A 15,813-nucleotide genomic window follows, 5' to 3' on the forward strand; every position below is an offset into this window, starting at 1 on the left:
GCGCTCAGCGCAGCTCGGTCGGCTCGGGGTCGGTTTCCGGCGCCGAGCCGGTGCGCTCCACCCGGTCGCGGTAGAGCGCGGCGCGGGCGAGCAGCATCAGCGTCACCGGCGTGGTGATGGTCACGAAGGTGGCGATCAGCAGCTCGTGCACGAGGAAGCGGCTCTGCAGCACGCTGAAGGTGATCATCGAGCCGACGAGGATGCAGCCGACCCCGAGCGTCGCGCCGAGCGAAGGCGCATGGGTGCGGGAATAGAAATCGGGCAGCCTGAGCAGGCCGACCGCGCCGATCAGCGTGATGACCGCGCCTGCGAGCACCAGGAACGAGACCAGCAGCGCCGCCCATAGCGGCAGTTCGGGCGCTCCGCTCATTCGATCACCTCCCCGCGCATGAGGAACTTGGCGAGCGCCACGGTGGCGACGAAGCCGAGCAGGCCGATGACCAGCGCCGCCTCGAAATAGAGCGTGCGCCCGCTGCCGATGCCGATGGTCAGGAACAGCAGCATGGCGTTGATGTAGAAGGTGTCCATGCCGAGGATGCGGTCCTGCGCGCGCGGCCCGATGGTGAAGCGCACGGCCGCGCACGCCATGGCGAGGCCGAGAAGGATCTGCGCGATGGTCAGCGACCAGGCGAGGATCATCGCGCTCATTCGAAGATCTCCAGCAGAAGCGTCTCGTAGCGCAGCTTGATCAGGCGCACCCATTCGCTCTCGTCGACGAGGTCCAGCACGTGCAGCAGCAGCGTGCGCCGCATCGGGTCGTAATGCACCCAGAGCGTGCCGGGCGTGCAGGTCATCACGATGGCCAGCACCGCGAGGCCGTAGCGGTTGGTCAGTTCCAGCCGCAGCGTCATGAAGCCGGAATGGGTGCGCCGGTGCTCACCGCCGAGGACGATGGTGCCGACCGCGAGGTTCGAGCGGAACACGTCGACGAACACCCGGCCCGCAAGCCGCACCGCCGCGCCGATCCGGCGGATCCGCGCCGGCTGCGGGCTCAGCGCCACCATCGCCCAGCAGCCGCCGAGCGCCACCAGCGCGCCGAAGATCAGCGTGCCCGGCGCCACGCTCTGCTGCAGCAGCAGCCACATGGCGAGCAGTGCCAGGAACAGCAGCGGATAGGGAACGACCCGGCGCAGCGCGCTCATTCGTGGCCCCCATCCGTCGGCGGGCGCGGCGGCAGCGAGCCCAGCACGTCCTGCGCATAGATTTGCGGCCAGTAGAGCAGTTGCGCCGTCGCCTCCATGTAGCGCATGGCCGGACCGCCCATCACCGTCATCGCCGCGCACAGGAACAGCAGCACCGCGACCGGCATCGCCTCGATCGCCCGCACGCGGGGAATGGCGATCTCGTCCGGTCCCCACAGCGTGCGGATGCCGGTGCGGGTCATGGCGATCAGCGTGGCGAGGCCGGAGAGGACCAGCAGGATCACCAGCGCCCAGTGCGAGGGCGGGATGTCGCCGGCCTCGTTGATCAGCGCCGAGAGCATGGCGAACTTGGCGATGAAGCCGGAGAGCGGCGGCATGCCGGCGAGCAGCGCCGTGCAGGCGAGGAAGCCGCCGCCCAGCACGGCGATGGCGGCGGGAATGGCGACGCCGACCTCGTCCTCCTCGTCCTCGATGTCCTCCTCCGGATCGCCGAACACCTCCATCGTCACCGCCAGCACGTCGGCGCCGGCCTGCCGGCCGCGCTCGATCAGCTCCACCAGCAGGAAATAGGCGCCGATGGTGAAGGTCGAGCTGACGAGATAGAACAGCGCGCCCGAGATCACCGCGCTGTTGGTGGTGCCGATCGCCGCCAGAAGCGTGCCGGAGGAGACCAGCACGCTGTAGCCGCCGAGCCGCGGCATCGATTGCGAGGCGAGCACGCCGATGCCGCCGAAGGCGATGGTGGCCATGCCGCCATAATAGAGCCACTCGGCGCCGAAATCGGCCGAGGCACCGGCCCCGTCGCCGAAGCACAGCAGGAACAGGCGCAGGATCACGTAGATCCCGACCTTGGTCATGATCGCGAACATCGCCGCGACCGGCGCGCAGGAGGCGGCATAGGTGGTCGGCAGCCAGAAGCTGAGCGGCCACATGCCGGCCTTCACCAGGAAGGCGACGCCCAGCACCGCCGCGCCGGCCTCGAACAGCACGCGCGAATCGTCCGGCAGGTCCGGCACCAACCGCGCCAGATCCGCCATGTTGAGCGTGCCGGTGACGCCGTAGATCAGGCTGACGCCAATGAGGAAGAGCGAGGAGGCGACGAGGTTGATCGGGATGTAGTGCAGCCCGGCCTTCACCCGCGCCGTGCCCGAGCCGTGCAGCACCAGCCCGTAGGACGCGGCCAGCAGGATCTCGAAGAACACGAACAGGTTGAACACGTCGCCGGTAAGGAAGGCGCCGTTCAGCCCCGTCAGCAAGAGCAGGAACAGCGTGTAGAAGCGCGGCCCCGCCCGATGCCAGCGCGCCATGGCGAAGAGCAGCGTCGCCGCGCCGAGCACGGCGGTCACCAGCACCATCAGCGCCGACAGCCGGTCCGCCACCAGCACGATGCCGAAGGGCGGGCGCCAGTTGCCGAGCGGATAGACGATGAGCGAGGACCAGCGGTCGCCCGAGGGCGTGTCGACATAGACCACCAGCGCCACCGCGATGACCAGCAGCGCACCCACCGTGCCGAGGCTGAGCGTCATCTTCATGGTCCGGCGGCGGTCGTCGAACATCAGCAGGAAGGCGCCGACCGCCAGCGGCAGCAGGACCGGGGCGATGACCAGATGGCGCATGACGTCGCCCATCATTCCGCCTCCCGCCCGTCGACATGGTCGGTGCCGGTGCGCCCGCGCGCGGCGAGCAGCACCACCAGGAACAGCGCGGTCATGGCGAAGCCGATGACGATCGCCGTCAGCACCAGCGCCTGCGGCACCGGGTCGGCCAGCACCGCCGGGTCGGCGGCCGTGCCAGGGGTCAGCACCGGGGGCGCATCCATCTTGATGCGGCCCATGCTGAAGATGAACATGTTCACCGCATAGGACAGCAGCGCCAGGCCGATGATGACCTGATAGGTGCGCGGGCGCAGCAGCAGCCACACGCCGGAGGCGGCGAACACGCCGATGCCGATGGCGAGCATCATCTCCATCGCTCGGCCTCCGAGCTCTGCGACGAGCGCGACGAGCGCAGCGACTGGTGGGCCAGGGCGATGAGGATCAGCACCGTCGCGCCCACCACCAGCGCGAACACGCCGAGGTCGAACAGCAGCGCGCTCGCCACCGGAATCTTCCCCACCACCGGCAGCACCGCATACTGGAAATACGAGGTGAGGAAGGGATAGCCGAAGAACCAGGAGCCGAGCCCGGTCGCCACCGCGGTCAGCAGGCCGAGCCCCATCCAGCGCAGCGGCAGCACGCGCAGATGGTCCTCCACCCAGCGGGTGCCGTTGGCCATGTATTGCACCACGAAGGCGATGGAGAGCGTGATGCCGGCCGCGAAGCCACCGCCCGGCAGGTCGTGGCCGCGCATGAACAGGTACACCGCCGCCACGCCGATCACCGGGAACAGCCAGTTCATGATGAGGCGCGGGATCATCAGATAGTCGGTCAGTGTGTCGCCCGGCGCGCGCGTGGGTTCCGCATCGTCGAAGGCGTCCTGGATGCGCTGCTGCTCGGGGCTTTCGATGCTCTCCGGCGCCGGCCGGAAGCGGCGCAGCAGCCCGAACACGGTGAGCGCGGCAAGGCACAGGACCACGATCTCGCCCATCGTGTCGAAGCCGCGGAAGTCGACCAGGATCACGTTGACGATGTTGGTGCCGCCACCCTCGCTATAGGCGTTCTCGACGAAGAAGCGCGATACGGCGGAGGCGTGCGGGCGCGTCATCAGGCTGTAGGAGAGGAACGCCATGACCGCACCGAGCCCGCAGGCGATGGTGAAATCGATGTAGCGGCGCACCAGCACGCTGAGCGGCGGGCGGGTGCCGTAAACGTCCTCGATCCGTTTGGGCAGCCAGCGCAGTCCCAGCAGCAGCAGCACGGTGGTGACGATCTCGACCAGGAGCTGGGTCAGCGCGAGGTCCGGCGCGGAGAGCCAGATGAAGGTGACGCAGGTCACCAGCCCCGCCCCGCCGACGAGCACCAGCGCCGCGAAGCGGTGGTACTTGGCCTGATAGGCAGCGCCGATGGCGCAGGCGATGCCGATCGCCCACACCACCACGAAGGCAGGCTCCATCGGCGCGCCGGGGAGCATGCCGGTCCCGACCACATGCCCGACCAGCGGCACCACCGCCGCGATGACGGCGAGCGCCAGCACGAGCCGCATCTGCGGCTGCAGGCGCCGCGTGCCCAGCACAGCCTCGGCCGCGCGCGCCCATTGCCAGGAGATGGTGACGAGCACCTTGTCGAAGATGCGCTGGCCCTTCAGCTCGCGGATCAGCGGCGGGCCCTCGATGCCGCTCATCAGATAGCGGCGCAGCGCGTAGTACAGCACGATGCCGCCGATGAGGGCGATGAAGCTCATCAGCAGCGGCAGCGTGAAGCCATGCCACAGCGCGAGGCTGTAGGCCGGCAGGCCGGTGCCGATGACAGAGCGGATCGCGGTCGCCAGCAGCGGGCCCACCGTGAAGCCGGGCACGATGCCGATGGTCAGGCACAGCAGCACCAGCAGCTCGATCGGGAACCGCATCCAGCGCTCGGGCTCGTGCGGGCGCCGCGGCAGGTCGATCGGCGGCGGGCCGAAGAACACGCCGAGGATGAAGCGCATCGAATAGGTGACGCTGAACACGCCGGCCAGCGTCGCCCAGTAGGGAAGGCTGTCGTCGAGCAGCGAGCCGGTGTGGTTGGCCACCGCCTCGGCGAAGAACATCTCCTTGGAGATGAAGCCGTTGAGCAGCGGCACGCCGGCCATGGAGGCGGCGGCCACCATGGCCAGCGTCGCGGTGAAGGGCATGTAGCGGGCGAGGCCGCTGAGGCGGCGCATGTCGCGCGTGCCGGTCTCGTGGTCGATGATGCCGGCGGCCATGAACAGCGACGCCTTGAAGATGGCGTGGTTCAGCGTGTGGAAGATCGCGGCGACCGCCGCCAGCGGGCTGCCGAGGCCGAGCAGCAGCGTGATCAGCCCCAGATGGCTGATGGTGGAATAGGCGAGCAGCCCCTTCAGGTCCTGCTGGAAGATCGCCGCGAAGGCGCCGAGCAGCAGCGTCGTCAGCCCCACCGGCACGACGACGTAGAACCACTCGTCGGTGCCCGCCATCACCGGCCAGAGCCGGATCATCAGGAAGATGCCGGCCTTCACCATGGTGGCGGAGTGCAGATAGGACGACACCGGCGTCGGCGCCGACATAGCGTGCGGCAGCCAGAAATGGAACGGGAACTGCGCGCTCTTGGTGAAGGCGCCGAGCAGGATCAACGCCAGCGCCGGCATGTAGAGGTCGCTGTTGCGGATCAGGTTGCCGGAATTGAGCACCTCGTCGACGTCGTAGCTGCCGACGATGCGCCCGATCAGCATCACGCCGACGAACAGGCACAGCCCGCCGCTCGCGGTGATGATGAGCGCCATGCGCGCGCCCTCGCGCGCCGGGGCGGAATGGTGCCAGTAGCCGATCAGCAGGAAGGAGAAGAGGCTGGTGAGCTCCCAGAAGAAGACGAGCTGCACCAGGTTGCCCGAGATCACCACGCCGAGCATGGAGCCCTGGAAGGCGAGCAGGAACGAGAAGAAGCGCGGCACCGGGTCTTCCGGCGACATGTAGTAGCGCGCATAGAGCGCGACCAGCGCGCCGATGCCGGAGATCAGCGTCGCGAACAGCCAGGACAGGCCGTCGAGCCGCAGCGTGAAGTCCAGCCCCAGCGTCGGCAGCCAGTCCAGCGCGAAGCGCACCGGCTCCTCGTCGGCGACGTCGAGATACAGCCAGACCAGCATGAGGCTGCCGACGACCCCGATGCTTCCGGCCAGCGTCGCGGCGGTGTTGCGCGCATTGGTCGGAAGAAACCCCGCCACGAGGCTGCCCGCGAATGGCAGGAGCAGCATGACGAGGAGAAGTGGGCCGGGCTGCATGGGTCGGGCGATCCTCCCGCGCTGGTACCCTGAGAACTTGCGTGATCTCGCCCATAATGGTTGATTTGCATGTCACTAGGCAAGGCATGAGCGATGCAATTGTCGCCCGAGCAGTGCCGCGCCGCACGCGGCCTCCTGGATTGGACGCAAGAGAGCCTGGCCGCGCGCGCGGGCGTCTCGCGCAGCACCGTGCGCGATTTCGAGCGGCACCGCCACGCGCTGCATCGCGGCACCGAATCGCTGCTGATCCGCACGCTGCAGGATGCCGGAATCATATTGCTGCCGGCCGACGAGCACGGCCCCGGCGTGCGCATCCGTTAGCGACGCGGGAGGCGGGCGTCGGGGGCTCGAAGCCCCCTCCCCGATCCGCGCGGCGGGCGCTCGGTCGCGGGGGCCGAGTCATCGGGGTTAAGGCCCCGGCGCGTGCATCCGCTAACGGGGCGGGAGCGCGGACGTCAGATGCCACGAAGCACTCTTCCCGATCGAAGCGGCGGGCGGCAGGTCGCCGGACGGGAGCCCCGGCGTGCGCATCCGCGGGTGGCGCGGGAGACCGGGCGCCGGCAGTCCGACGCGCCCTCCCCGATCCATGCGGTGAGCGCTCGGTAGCAGGGGCCGGGTCATCGGTAATTATCGTCTGGTTTTGTTGGCTGCCGCTGCTCGGCTGGCTCGTGACGGGTCGCCGGCAAGGACGGCGCGGCGCAGCCGGATCGCACGGAGCCGGACATGGTGGGCCGGCAACTTACCGGAGAATGCGTCGGCGTGGCCGGTGAAGGAGTGCGTTCGGCCTATGCGCCGCGAGCGAAGCGCGCCTCTGCGGGACGCCGAGGCCGGGCGCGTTCACGTCTTCGCACGCCAAGGCGATCCGCGTGGCGGATGTGCGGGGATTATCGGGCGTCGGAGTCAGCTTCCCGCGCCGCCGGGGGCGGTACGGGGTCGATCGTCGGGGCGCGCCGGGCGCCTACTGGCAGAGCAGGATGTCCTGCTCGCGGGTCAACTGGTAGTTGGGCGAGAGCTTCACCACGTAGCGCACGTCGCCGCTGCTGTTCAGGCAGTAGTCGTACATGCGACCGTCGCCCCAGCTGATCCGGACCGCGCGCGGGTTGTAGCAGAGGTTCTGCAGCTCGATCCGCTGGGCGTCGGCCGACGAGCGGATCTCGATGATGCAGGTCCGCTCGACCGCCCTCTGCAGGGCCTGTCCGGCGGCGTTCTGCTGCGCCAGCGCCGGGCTGCCCACGGCGCCGAGCGCCATGAGAGCGGCACTTGCGGCCACGGCAACTCCACGTCTCATTCCATCCTCCCCGGGAAAGAACCGGATAAGTCCGTGAATTTACACCACGTTACCTACGACGCAACAAATCCGTTTCCAATTTCGTACTGATTTAATCAAAATTTCAAAATTTATGGCCATTTCGCGTCATTGTGCCGCATGTTTGCATGCGCACGATCCGCTCCGGCGGCGGGCTTCCGCTCCGTCCGGGCCCCTCGAGTACTGAGTGACCTTAGGGCAGCCAACAGCTTCGGAAGGCTGACTATTTCGGCGTCAGGGCGGTTACCGCGAGTGCCGTTGCGGCAGCCCGGTTCTCGACACCGATCTTGGAGTAGATCTGCTCCAAGTGTTTGTTAACCGTACGCGGCGAAAGCCCGAGGATCTCGCCGATGTCGCGGTTCGCCTTGCCCCGGGCCAGCCACATCAGCACCTCGGCCTCGCGGATGGTGAGGTTGAGCCGTGCGCGTAGGACCTGCTCGGGCGCCAGCCCGTCGTCCTCGACGATGCGCAGCAGCAGTTCCTCCGGCCCGATCTGCCCGACATAGGAGATGCGCAGGCGGCGCGGCGAGCCGTCCACCGGCAGGTCGAGCGCGCTCGGCTCCACGCCGCTCGCCTCGCTGCGGCGCTCGGCCAGCCAGCGGCGCACGGGTTCGGGCAGCATCAGGCTGTCGCCAGGCACCGATGCCGTGATCGCCGTCAGCAGCGTGGTCGCCTGCGGCGTGCTCCACAGCACCCGCCCGTCGCGGGTGGCGGAGAGCAGGAACCGGCCGGCGGCGTCCAGCGCCGCGCGGGCGCTGTGGGTCTGGCGGGCATTGGCGAGGTGCACGCGGATGCGCGCGATCAGCTCGTCCGGCGAGATCGGCTTGGTCACGTAGTCGACCCCGCCCGCCTCCAGCCCCTTCACGATCTGCTCGGTCTCCGACAGGCCGGTCATGAAGATGACCGGCACATGGGCGACCGACTTGTTGCGCTTGAGCCGGCGGCAGGTCTCGAATCCGTCCATGCCCGGCATCACCGCGTCGAGCAGGATCACGTCGGGCGTGATGCGCTCGACCAGCGCCAGCGCGTTGGCGCCCTCCACGGCGACCAGCACGGTCGCCCCGGCCGCCTCCAGCGCGTCGGTGAGCAGGCTCAGGGTTTCGGGGGAATCATCCACCACCAGGATGATGTCGCGGCGCTCCACGCTATGCATCATTGCTGCGCAACGCCTCCAGAACAGCCATGTATTGCTTCAGGTCGAAGGTTTCCATCAGATCGCGCATGTGCGAGACGAAGGCCTCGTTCTCGGGCGAGGCGCTCTCGATCTCCTTGAGCTTGGCCTGGATGCCGCGCACATAGCCGATCTCGCCGAGCTTCATCAGGTCCTCGAGATGCAGCCCGCCCGGCGCCTGCAGCACGCCGGCGGCGCGCAGCTCGACCGCCCGCGCCGCCGCCTCGCCCTCGCCGATCCATTCGAGGTCGAGCAGCTTTTCCATCTTCTCCAGCAGGCCGCGCAGCTGCACCGGCTTGACCATGTGGTCGTCGTGCTGGCTGGCCTCGAGCCCGTTGCCGTGGATCTCGCCGACATTGGCGGAGATGATGATGATGCGCAGCCGGGTGAAGCCCTCGTCGCGCACCTGCCGCACCACCTCCCAGCCATTCAGCCCGGGCATGGCGAGGTCGAGCAGCAGCAGGTCGGGGTCCCACTGGCGCACCATGTCGAGCGCGGCGACGCCGTCCGCCGCCGACAGCACGGTGAAGCCGAGCGGCACCAGCAATTCGTGCATCAGGTCGCGATGGGCCGAATCGTCGTCCGCCACCAGCACGGTGCGACGCGGCCCGGTATAGCCCGCGACGCGCCGGTGCTGGATCGGACCCGGGCGGGTCGGGTTGGCGACCTCCGACAGCATCATCTTGACGCGGAAGGTGCTGCCCTTGCCCGGCTTCGAGGTGAGGGAAATCTCACCGCCCATGATCTCGGTGAGCAGCTTTGTGATGGTCAGCCCGAGGCCGATGCCGCTGGTCGAGTAGGTGCCCGCCCGCTCGCCGCGCTCGAACGGCTCGAAGATGCGCGTGTGGTCGGCGGCGGGAATGCCGATGCCGGTATCCTCGACCTCGAACTCGGCGACCTGGTTGCGATAGGCGACGCGCAGCGCCACCCGCCCCTGGGCGGTGAACTTGATGGCATTGGAGAGCAGGTTGATGAGGATCTGCCGCAGCCGCTTCTCGTCGGTGTAGACGACAGCGGGAAGCCGCTCGGGCCGCACATAGACGAAGTCGATGCCCTTGGCGGTCGCCTGCAGGCGGAACATGTCGACGAGCTGGTCGAGGAATTCGGCGATCCGCACCTCGTCGCGGGTGAGGTGGAGCCGGCCGGCCTCGATCTTCGAGATGTCGAGCAGGCCGTCGATCAGGCCGGACAGGTGCTCGGCCGAGCGCCGCACCACGCGGATCGCGTCGCGCCGGTGCGGGGGGATCGAGGTGTCGCGCTCGAGGAGCTGCGCGTAGCCGAGAATGGCGTTGAGCGGGGTGCGCAGCTCGTGGCTGATGCCGACGACGTAGCGGCTCTTGGCGAGGTTGGCGGCCTCGGCCACTTCCTTCGCCTTCTGCAGCTTGGCGTCGGTGCGCTTGTGCGCCTCGATCTCGCGCATCAGCAGCGCGGTCTGGCGGTTGCTCTCCTCCTGCGCGACGCGCCGGCTCTCCTGCGCCAGCACGAACAGCCAGGCCGCGACGCCGGCGATGATGAGCAGGATGAAGTAGAGCGTGAAGAGCACGCTGCCGATCGCCTCGCGCCGCATCGGCGGCCCGAGCGTGGCCTGGAAATAGATGATGCCGAGGATGGCGCCGATCACCAGCGCCAGCAGCGACAGCACGCCGATATAGTGGCCGATGCGCGAATTGATCTGCGCCACCATCCAGCTTGGCAAGGTCGCGCGCAGCGCGCCGAGGATCTGGTCCGGGAAGCGCGCATCCTCCTTGCAGCGGTCGTGGCAGCGCGCGTCGAGCGAGCAGCACAGCGAGCAGATCGGGCCGGCATAGACCGGGCAGTGCGCCATGTCCTCCGGCTCGAACTTGTGCTCGCAGATGCAGCACTTGAGCGTGTGGCGATGTTCCCAGTTCTTGGTGGTGCGGCGGGCGATGTAGTAGCGCCCCCTGGTCGCGAAGGCGATGCCGGCGGCGGCGGCGAAGGACACCACCAGCGCCACGAAGGGCGCGAATACCTGCAGCGTCGGGCCGAAGAACCCGGCGAAGGCGGCGATCGCCACCAGCGTGCCGATCAGCACCGCGCCGACGCCCACCGGGTTGATGTCGTAGAGATGCGCCCGCTTGAACTCGATGCCCGGCGGGCTCCAGCCCATCGGCTTGTTCACCACCAGATCGGCCACCAGCGCTGCGACCCACGAGACCGCGACGATGGCGTAGAGGCCGAGGATCTGCTCCAGCACCTTGTAGATGCCGAGCGCCATCAGCATCAGCGCGATGGTGACGTTGAACACCAGCCAGACCACCCGCCCGGGATGGCTGTGGGTGAGCCGCGAGAAGAAGTTCGACCAGGCGATCGAGCCCGCATAGGAGTTCGTCACGTTGATCTTGAGCTGGGCGAGGATGACGAAGAAGCCGGTGAAGGCCAGAGCCATTTCCGGGCTCAGCATGATCTTGAAGGCCGACAGGTACATCTGCGTCGGCTCGGCGGCGTGGACGAAGGGCACGCCCTGGGTCAGCGCGAAATAGGCCAGGAACGAGCCCGCCAGCATCTTGATCATGCCGGGGATGATCCAGCCCGGCCCGGCCGAGAGCAGCGAGAGCCACCACACCGTGTTGCGCACCGCCGCGCTGCCGCCCGGCACGCGGCGCGGCAGGAAGCGCAGGAAGTCCACCTGCTCGCCGATCTGCGCCACGAGGGCGAACACCACGGTCGAGGCGGCGCCGAACAGCAGCGGGTCGAACGAGCCGTCCAGCGCGCCGAGCCGGCCGGTATAGGAGGTCCAGCCGGCGATGGCGTGGCCGTGGACGAAGAAGATGAAGACGAAGGGTATGAGGTTCAGCAGCAGCCAGAAGGGCTGGGTCCAGAGCTGGAACCGGCTGATGAAGGTGATGCCGTGCGTCACCAGCGGGATCACCACCAGCGCGCTGATGAAATAGCCGACCATCAGCGGCACGCCGAAGCACAGCTCCAGCGCCAGCGCCATGATCGCCGCCTCGATGGCGAAGAACAGGTAGGTGAAGGAGGCGTAGATCAGCGAGGTGACGGTCGAGCCGATATAGCCGAAGCCGGCGCCGCGCGTGAGCAGGTCGATGTCGACCCCGAACTTGGCGGCGTAGTAGCTGATCGGAAGCCCGGTGGCGAAGATGATGATGCTGACGACCAGGATCGCCGCGACCGCGTTGGGGAAGCCGTAGGCCAGCGTGATCGAGCCGCCGATCGCCTCCAGCGCGAGGAACGAGACTGCCCCGAGCGCGGTGTTGGCGACGCGCAGCGCCGACCAGCGGCGGGCGCCCTTCGCCGTGAAACGCAGCGCGTAGTCCTCCAGCGTCTCGTTGACGACCCATTGATTGTACTGGCGTCGAACACGAACGATCTTCTGTTCCGCCGCCATAGGGTTTCGCCTCGCCGTTTCGACGCTCGACATCCGCTTGCGCTTATCCTCCCCGGCACTCTTTTCGTTGCTGCACTGCCCGAAACCCGCCGGTCACGCCGACCGGCACCGCTTCCCTAGCATATTTCGTTCCACCCAAGTCGACAGAGACAAAAAGATTTCGCACGCCATCGGCGTCAAGACTTTTTGCCGCACCTCGGTGTTTAGGAGAGAAACTGAATGCAATAAACACACGAACAACTGGCGTCGATTTCACTATTGGCAAGAATACCCGTCACACGCGCGCGCGAAAACTGGAAGCGCACGGCGGGCACCTGTATCCCCAACCTATAGCCCAGTGTGTCCCGGCGGCACCGGATCACCTATACGTCAATCGACGTATTGCTGCGGCGCGGCATCGGCCCCCACGATCCTCACAATGCAAGCACATCGAGAAGCTTGTTGAGGCCACGTCAAACCCGTGGAGGGGATCGTATGTCTTCGAACAATGATAATTCCAGCAGGTTTTCGGCCACCCGCCGAAAGCTTCTGATGGGCATGGCGGCGCTTCCCGCCGTACCTCTTCTTGCCCAGACCGGCCTCTTGACTACGCCGGCCCACGCCCAGGCGCCGGCGACGGCCGACGTCAACACGACGGGACTTGCGGTCACCGACGACGAAGTGACGGTCGGCATCCTGCATTCCGTCACCGGTACCATGGCGATCTCGGAGACCGGCTCGGTGCAGGCCGAGAAGCTCGCCATCGACCAGATCAACGCCGCGGGCGGCGTGCTCGGCCGCAAGATCAAGTACATCCAGGAGGACGGCGCGTCCGACTGGCCGACCTTCGCCGAGAAGGCCAAGAAGCTGCTGGTGCAGGACAAGGTCGCGGCGATCTTCGGCTGCTGGACCTCGGCCTCGCGCAAGGCGGTGCTGCCGGTCGTCGAGCAGTATAACGGCATGCTCTACTACCCGACCTTCTATGAAGGCCTCGAGCAGTCCAAGAACGTCATCTACACCGGCCAGGAGGCCACCCAACAGATCCTCGCCGGCCTCGACTGGGTGCAGGAGACCAAGGGCGGCAAGACTTTCTACCTGATCGGCTCCGACTACATCTGGCCGCGCACCTCGATGAAGATCGCGCGCAAGCACATCGAGGGCCACCTGAAGGACTCGAAGGTCGTCGGCGAGGAGTACTTCCCGCTCGGCCACACCCAGTTCAACTCGGTGATCAACAAGATCAAGCTGAAGAAGCCGGACGTGATCTACGCCGCGGTCGTCGGCGGCTCGAACGTCGCCTTCTACAAGCAGCTCAAGGCCGCGGGCATCGACCTGTCGAAGCAGACCCTGCTCACCATCTCGGTGACCGAGGACGAGATCGACGGCATCGGCGGCGAGAACATCGCTGGCGCCTACAGCTGCATGAAGTACTTCCAGTCGCTCGACAACCCGAACAACAAGGAATTCGTCGCCGCGTTCAAGAAGATGTGGGGCGAGAAGACCGTGATCGGCGACGTGACCCAGGCCGCCTATCTCGGTCCCTGGCTGTGGAAGATGACGGTCGAGAAGGCCGGCAGCTTCGACATCGACAAGATCGCCGAGGCCTCGCCCGGCATCGAGTTCACCAAGGCGCCGGAAGGCTATGTGAAGATCCACAAGAACCATCACCTGTGGTCGAAGACCCGGGTCGGCCAGGCGCAGGTCGACGGCCAGTTCAAGGTGGTCTTCGAGACCCCGGACCTCATCGAGCCCAACCCGTTCCCCGAGGGCTACCAGTGAGCGCTTGAGCGCCACCCGGAGAGGGCGTTCGCGCCCTCTCCGGGGCCTTTTCCATTGAACGGAGACCGCGCCGCAGGGCGCACGCCGGGGGATTCGTGATGTTCTCAGACTATTCGCTGGCCGAACTCGGCTCGATTTTCGTGATGCAGGGCTTCGCCGGCCTCATCCTGTTTTCGGTTTTCGTGCTCATGGCGCTCGGCCTGGCCATCATCTTCGGCCAGATGGGCGTCATCAACATGGCGCATGGCGAGTTCATGATCCTCGGCGCCTATGTGACCTATTTCACATCGCAGTTCTTCCTCAATTTCATCCCGTCTCTGTTCAACATCTACTTCTTCGTCGCCATGATATTGGCGTTCTTCGCCTCCGGCGCCCTCGGCATGTTCATCGAATGGGCGATGATCCGGCGGCTCTACAAACGCCCGCTCGACACGCTGCTCGCCACCTGGGGCCTCAGCCTGATCCTTCAGCAGGTCTACCGCTCGGTGTTCGGCCCGCGCGAGGTCGGCGTCGAGCTGCCGGAATGGATGATGGGCTCGCTGCCCGTCACCGACATGGTCGAGGTGCAGATCAACGGCCTGTTCGTGATGGGCCTCACCATCGCCATCACCGTCGCGGTCGCCGTGCTCATGTACAAGTCGAACTGGGGCAAGCAGGTGCGCGCAGTGGTGCAGAACCGCGTCATGGCGGGCGCCGTCGGCATCAACACCGAGAAGGTGGACCGCTACACCTTCGGCCTCGGCTGCGGCATCGCCGGCGTTGCCGGCTCGGCCTTCACCATGATCGGCTCGACCGGGCCGACCTCCGGCCAGCTCTACATCGTCGACACCTTCCTGGTCGTCGTCTTCGGCGGCGCGCAGAGCCTGCTCGGCACCATCGCCTCCGCCTTCACCATCTCCCAGGCCCAGTCGACGATGGAGTTCTTCCTGTCCGGCTCGACGGCCAAGGTCCTCACGCTGCTCAGCGTGGTCATCATCCTGATGCTGCGGCCCCAGGGCCTGTTCGTCATCAAGGTCCGTCGCTGAGGAGGCGCACATGACAAAGACCGGCCGCACCTTCTTCCTGCGCCCGCAGGACATGATCGGGATCGCGATCCTCGCCATCCTCCTCCTCGTGGTCCTGCCGCTGACGCTGGACAATTTCCGCCTCCAGTTCGTCGGCAAGTACCTCACCTACGCCTTCGTCGCGCTCGGCCTGGTGCTGTGCTGGGGCTATGCGGGCATTCTCTCGCTCGGCCAGGGCGTGTTCTTCGGCCTCGGCGGCTACTGCATGGCCATGTTCCTCAAGCTGGAAGCCTCCAGCGTGGAGAACACCAAGATCCAGACCACGCCGGGCATTCCCGACTTCATGGACTGGAACCAGATCACGCAGCTTCCCTGGTTCTGGGAGCCGTTCCACCATCTCGGCTTCACCATCATCGCGGTGCTCGTGGTGCCGGCGATCTTCGCCTTCGTCGTCGGCTTCGCCATGTTCAAGCGGCGCGTGGGCGGCGTGTACTTCGCCATCATCACCCAGGCGCTGGCGGCGATCCTCACCATCCTGATCGTCGGCCAGCAGGGCTATACGGGCGGCATCAACGGCATCACCGACCTGCGCACGCTGAACGGCTGGGACATCCGCACCGACAGCGCCAAGACGATCCTCTACTTCGTCTGCGTCGGCCTGCTGCTGGCCTCCATCCTGCTCGCCTATTTCGTGAAGTCGTCCAAGCTCGGGCGCATCCTCGTCGCCATGCGCGACAAGGAGGACCGCGTCCGCTTCTCCGGCTACGACGTCTCGAACTTCAAGGTGTTCGTGTTCTGCCTGGCGGCCTCGCTGTCGGCCATCGGCGGGGCGATGTTCACCCTGCAGGTCGGCTTCATGTCGCCGTCCTTCGTCGGCATCGTGCCCTCGATCGAGATGGTCATCTACACCGCGGTCGGCGGGCGCCTGTCGATCCTCGGCGCCATCTACGGCACGCTGCTGGTGAACTGGGCCAAGACCTCGTTCTCGGAGAGCTTCCCCGAGCTCTGGCTGTTCGGCCTCGGCGGCCTGTTCATCGCCGTGGTGCTCACCTTCCCGAACGGCATCGCCGGTCTTTACCAGACCTATGTCGCCCCCCGTCTCGGGCCCCTGTTCGGCGGCGCGGCCAAGCGCAGCGACGCGACCCCGCCCGCGCCGCCGAGCTCCGGCCACGCCCCGGCCGCCGCCGAGTAAG

The 15,813-nt window shown here is 67.0% G+C and carries 13 protein-coding genes; 4 read left to right on the plus strand and 9 right to left on the minus strand.

Annotation, left to right across the window (positions count from 1 at the left end):
• Positions 1 to 4: 4 nt before the first annotated feature.
• Genes mnhG through NVS89_RS01610 form a run of 6 tightly spaced genes read right to left on the minus strand, consistent with a single transcriptional unit; the run spans position 5 to position 6,014 of the window.
• A complete protein-coding gene (gene mnhG / locus NVS89_RS01585) occupies positions 5 to 370 on the minus strand; it encodes a monovalent cation/H(+) antiporter subunit G (protein ID WP_258730721.1) in 366 nt (121 codons plus the stop codon).
• The gene (locus NVS89_RS01590) at positions 367 to 648 is read right to left on the minus strand and encodes a K+/H+ antiporter subunit F (protein ID WP_258730722.1); all 282 of its coding nucleotides are present in this window, start codon (positions 646 to 648) and stop codon (positions 367 to 369) included. The genes mnhG and NVS89_RS01590 overlap by 4 nt, the downstream gene beginning before the upstream one ends.
• Positions 645 to 1,142 carry a Na+/H+ antiporter subunit E gene (locus NVS89_RS01595; protein WP_258730724.1) on the minus strand — a complete coding sequence of 166 codons (498 nt, stop codon included), beginning with the start codon at positions 1,140 to 1,142 and terminating at the stop codon, positions 645 to 647. Before NVS89_RS01595 ends, NVS89_RS01590 begins: the two co-directional genes overlap by 4 nt.
• Positions 1,139 to 2,770 carry a monovalent cation/H+ antiporter subunit D gene (locus tag NVS89_RS01600; RefSeq protein ID WP_258731496.1) on the minus strand — a complete coding sequence of 544 codons (1,632 nt, stop codon included), beginning with the start codon at positions 2,768 to 2,770 and terminating at the stop codon, positions 1,139 to 1,141. Before NVS89_RS01600 ends, NVS89_RS01595 begins: the two co-directional genes overlap by 4 nt.
• The gene (locus NVS89_RS01605) at positions 2,770 to 3,111 is read right to left on the minus strand and encodes a Na+/H+ antiporter subunit C (RefSeq protein ID WP_258730725.1); all 342 of its coding nucleotides are present in this window, start codon (positions 3,109 to 3,111) and stop codon (positions 2,770 to 2,772) included. The genes NVS89_RS01600 and NVS89_RS01605 overlap by 1 nt, the downstream gene beginning before the upstream one ends.
• Entirely contained in the window at positions 3,102 to 6,014 is a 2,913-nt protein-coding gene (locus NVS89_RS01610; protein WP_258730726.1) for a monovalent cation/H+ antiporter subunit A, read from the minus strand. Before NVS89_RS01610 ends, NVS89_RS01605 begins: the two co-directional genes overlap by 10 nt.
• Before the next feature lie 93 nt (positions 6,015 to 6,107).
• Between NVS89_RS01610 and NVS89_RS01615 the strand changes: the two genes are divergently transcribed.
• Positions 6,108 to 6,335, plus strand: a complete 228-nt coding sequence (locus NVS89_RS01615) for a helix-turn-helix domain-containing protein (protein ID WP_258730727.1) — start codon at positions 6,108 to 6,110, stop codon at positions 6,333 to 6,335.
• Between the two features lie 637 nt (positions 6,336 to 6,972).
• Here the strand turns inward: NVS89_RS01615 and NVS89_RS01620 are convergent.
• The 3 genes from NVS89_RS01620 to NVS89_RS01630 all read right to left on the minus strand — a co-directional run bounded on the left by NVS89_RS01620 (position 6,973) and on the right by NVS89_RS01630 (position 11,858).
• Positions 6,973 to 7,302, minus strand: a complete 330-nt coding sequence (locus NVS89_RS01620; RefSeq protein WP_258730728.1) for a hypothetical protein — start codon at positions 7,300 to 7,302, stop codon at positions 6,973 to 6,975.
• 241 nt (positions 7,303 to 7,543) lie between these two features.
• The gene (locus NVS89_RS01625) at positions 7,544 to 8,476 is read right to left on the minus strand and encodes a response regulator (RefSeq protein ID WP_258730729.1); all 933 of its coding nucleotides are present in this window, start codon (positions 8,474 to 8,476) and stop codon (positions 7,544 to 7,546) included.
• Positions 8,466 to 11,858: a hybrid sensor histidine kinase/response regulator gene (locus NVS89_RS01630; protein WP_258730730.1), complete on the minus strand. Its 3,393-nt coding sequence runs from the start codon at positions 11,856 to 11,858 to the stop codon at positions 8,466 to 8,468. Before NVS89_RS01630 ends, NVS89_RS01625 begins: the two co-directional genes overlap by 11 nt.
• A gap of 474 nt (positions 11,859 to 12,332) precedes the next feature.
• Between NVS89_RS01630 and urtA the strand changes: the two genes are divergently transcribed.
• The 3 genes from urtA (at position 12,333) to urtC (ending at position 15,812) form a co-directional block, all read left to right on the plus strand.
• The gene (gene urtA / locus NVS89_RS01635) at positions 12,333 to 13,616 is read left to right on the plus strand and encodes an urea ABC transporter substrate-binding protein (protein ID WP_258730731.1); all 1,284 of its coding nucleotides are present in this window, start codon (positions 12,333 to 12,335) and stop codon (positions 13,614 to 13,616) included.
• A 98-nt stretch (positions 13,617 to 13,714) separates the two neighbouring features.
• Complete coding sequence (urtB, locus tag NVS89_RS01640; RefSeq protein ID WP_258730732.1) at positions 13,715 to 14,641, plus strand: urea ABC transporter permease subunit UrtB; 927 nt, start codon at positions 13,715 to 13,717, stop codon at positions 14,639 to 14,641.
• 10 nt (positions 14,642 to 14,651) lie between these two features.
• The gene (gene urtC, locus NVS89_RS01645; RefSeq protein ID WP_258730733.1) at positions 14,652 to 15,812 is read left to right on the plus strand and encodes an urea ABC transporter permease subunit UrtC; all 1,161 of its coding nucleotides are present in this window, start codon (positions 14,652 to 14,654) and stop codon (positions 15,810 to 15,812) included.
• Position 15,813 lies beyond the last annotated feature (1 nt).

Source organism: Ancylobacter mangrovi, assembly GCF_024752355.1.
Taxonomy (GTDB): Bacteria; Pseudomonadota; Alphaproteobacteria; order Rhizobiales; family Xanthobacteraceae; genus Ancylobacter; species Ancylobacter mangrovi.

What these genes read in the sequence shown, in the direction of transcription:
- mnhG (WP_258730721.1), bottom strand. Translation starts at nt 370, where the DNA reads ATGAGCGGAGCGCCCGAACTGCCGCTATGGGCGGCGCTGCTGGTCTCG.
- NVS89_RS01590 (WP_258730722.1), bottom strand. Translation starts at nt 648, where the DNA reads ATGAGCGCGATGATCCTCGCCTGGTCGCTGACCATCGCGCAGATCCTT.
- NVS89_RS01595 (WP_258730724.1), bottom strand. Translation starts at nt 1,142, where the DNA reads ATGAGCGCGCTGCGCCGGGTCGTTCCCTATCCGCTGCTGTTCCTGGCA.
- NVS89_RS01600 (WP_258731496.1), bottom strand. Translation starts at nt 2,770, where the DNA reads ATGGGCGACGTCATGCGCCATCTGGTCATCGCCCCGGTCCTGCTGCCG.
- NVS89_RS01605 (WP_258730725.1), bottom strand. Translation starts at nt 3,111, where the DNA reads ATGGAGATGATGCTCGCCATCGGCATCGGCGTGTTCGCCGCCTCCGGC.
- NVS89_RS01610 (WP_258730726.1), bottom strand. Translation starts at nt 6,014, where the DNA reads ATGCAGCCCGGCCCACTTCTCCTCGTCATGCTGCTCCTGCCATTCGCG.
- NVS89_RS01615 (WP_258730727.1), top strand. Translation starts at nt 6,108, where the DNA reads ATGCAATTGTCGCCCGAGCAGTGCCGCGCCGCACGCGGCCTCCTGGAT.
- NVS89_RS01620 (WP_258730728.1), bottom strand. Translation starts at nt 7,302, where the DNA reads ATGAGACGTGGAGTTGCCGTGGCCGCAAGTGCCGCTCTCATGGCGCTC.
- NVS89_RS01625 (WP_258730729.1), bottom strand. Translation starts at nt 8,476, where the DNA reads ATGATGCATAGCGTGGAGCGCCGCGACATCATCCTGGTGGTGGATGAT.
- NVS89_RS01630 (WP_258730730.1), bottom strand. Translation starts at nt 11,858, where the DNA reads ATGGCGGCGGAACAGAAGATCGTTCGTGTTCGACGCCAGTACAATCAA.
- urtA (WP_258730731.1), top strand. Translation starts at nt 12,333, where the DNA reads ATGTCTTCGAACAATGATAATTCCAGCAGGTTTTCGGCCACCCGCCGA.
- urtB (WP_258730732.1), top strand. Translation starts at nt 13,715, where the DNA reads ATGTTCTCAGACTATTCGCTGGCCGAACTCGGCTCGATTTTCGTGATG.
- urtC (WP_258730733.1), top strand. Translation starts at nt 14,652, where the DNA reads ATGACAAAGACCGGCCGCACCTTCTTCCTGCGCCCGCAGGACATGATC.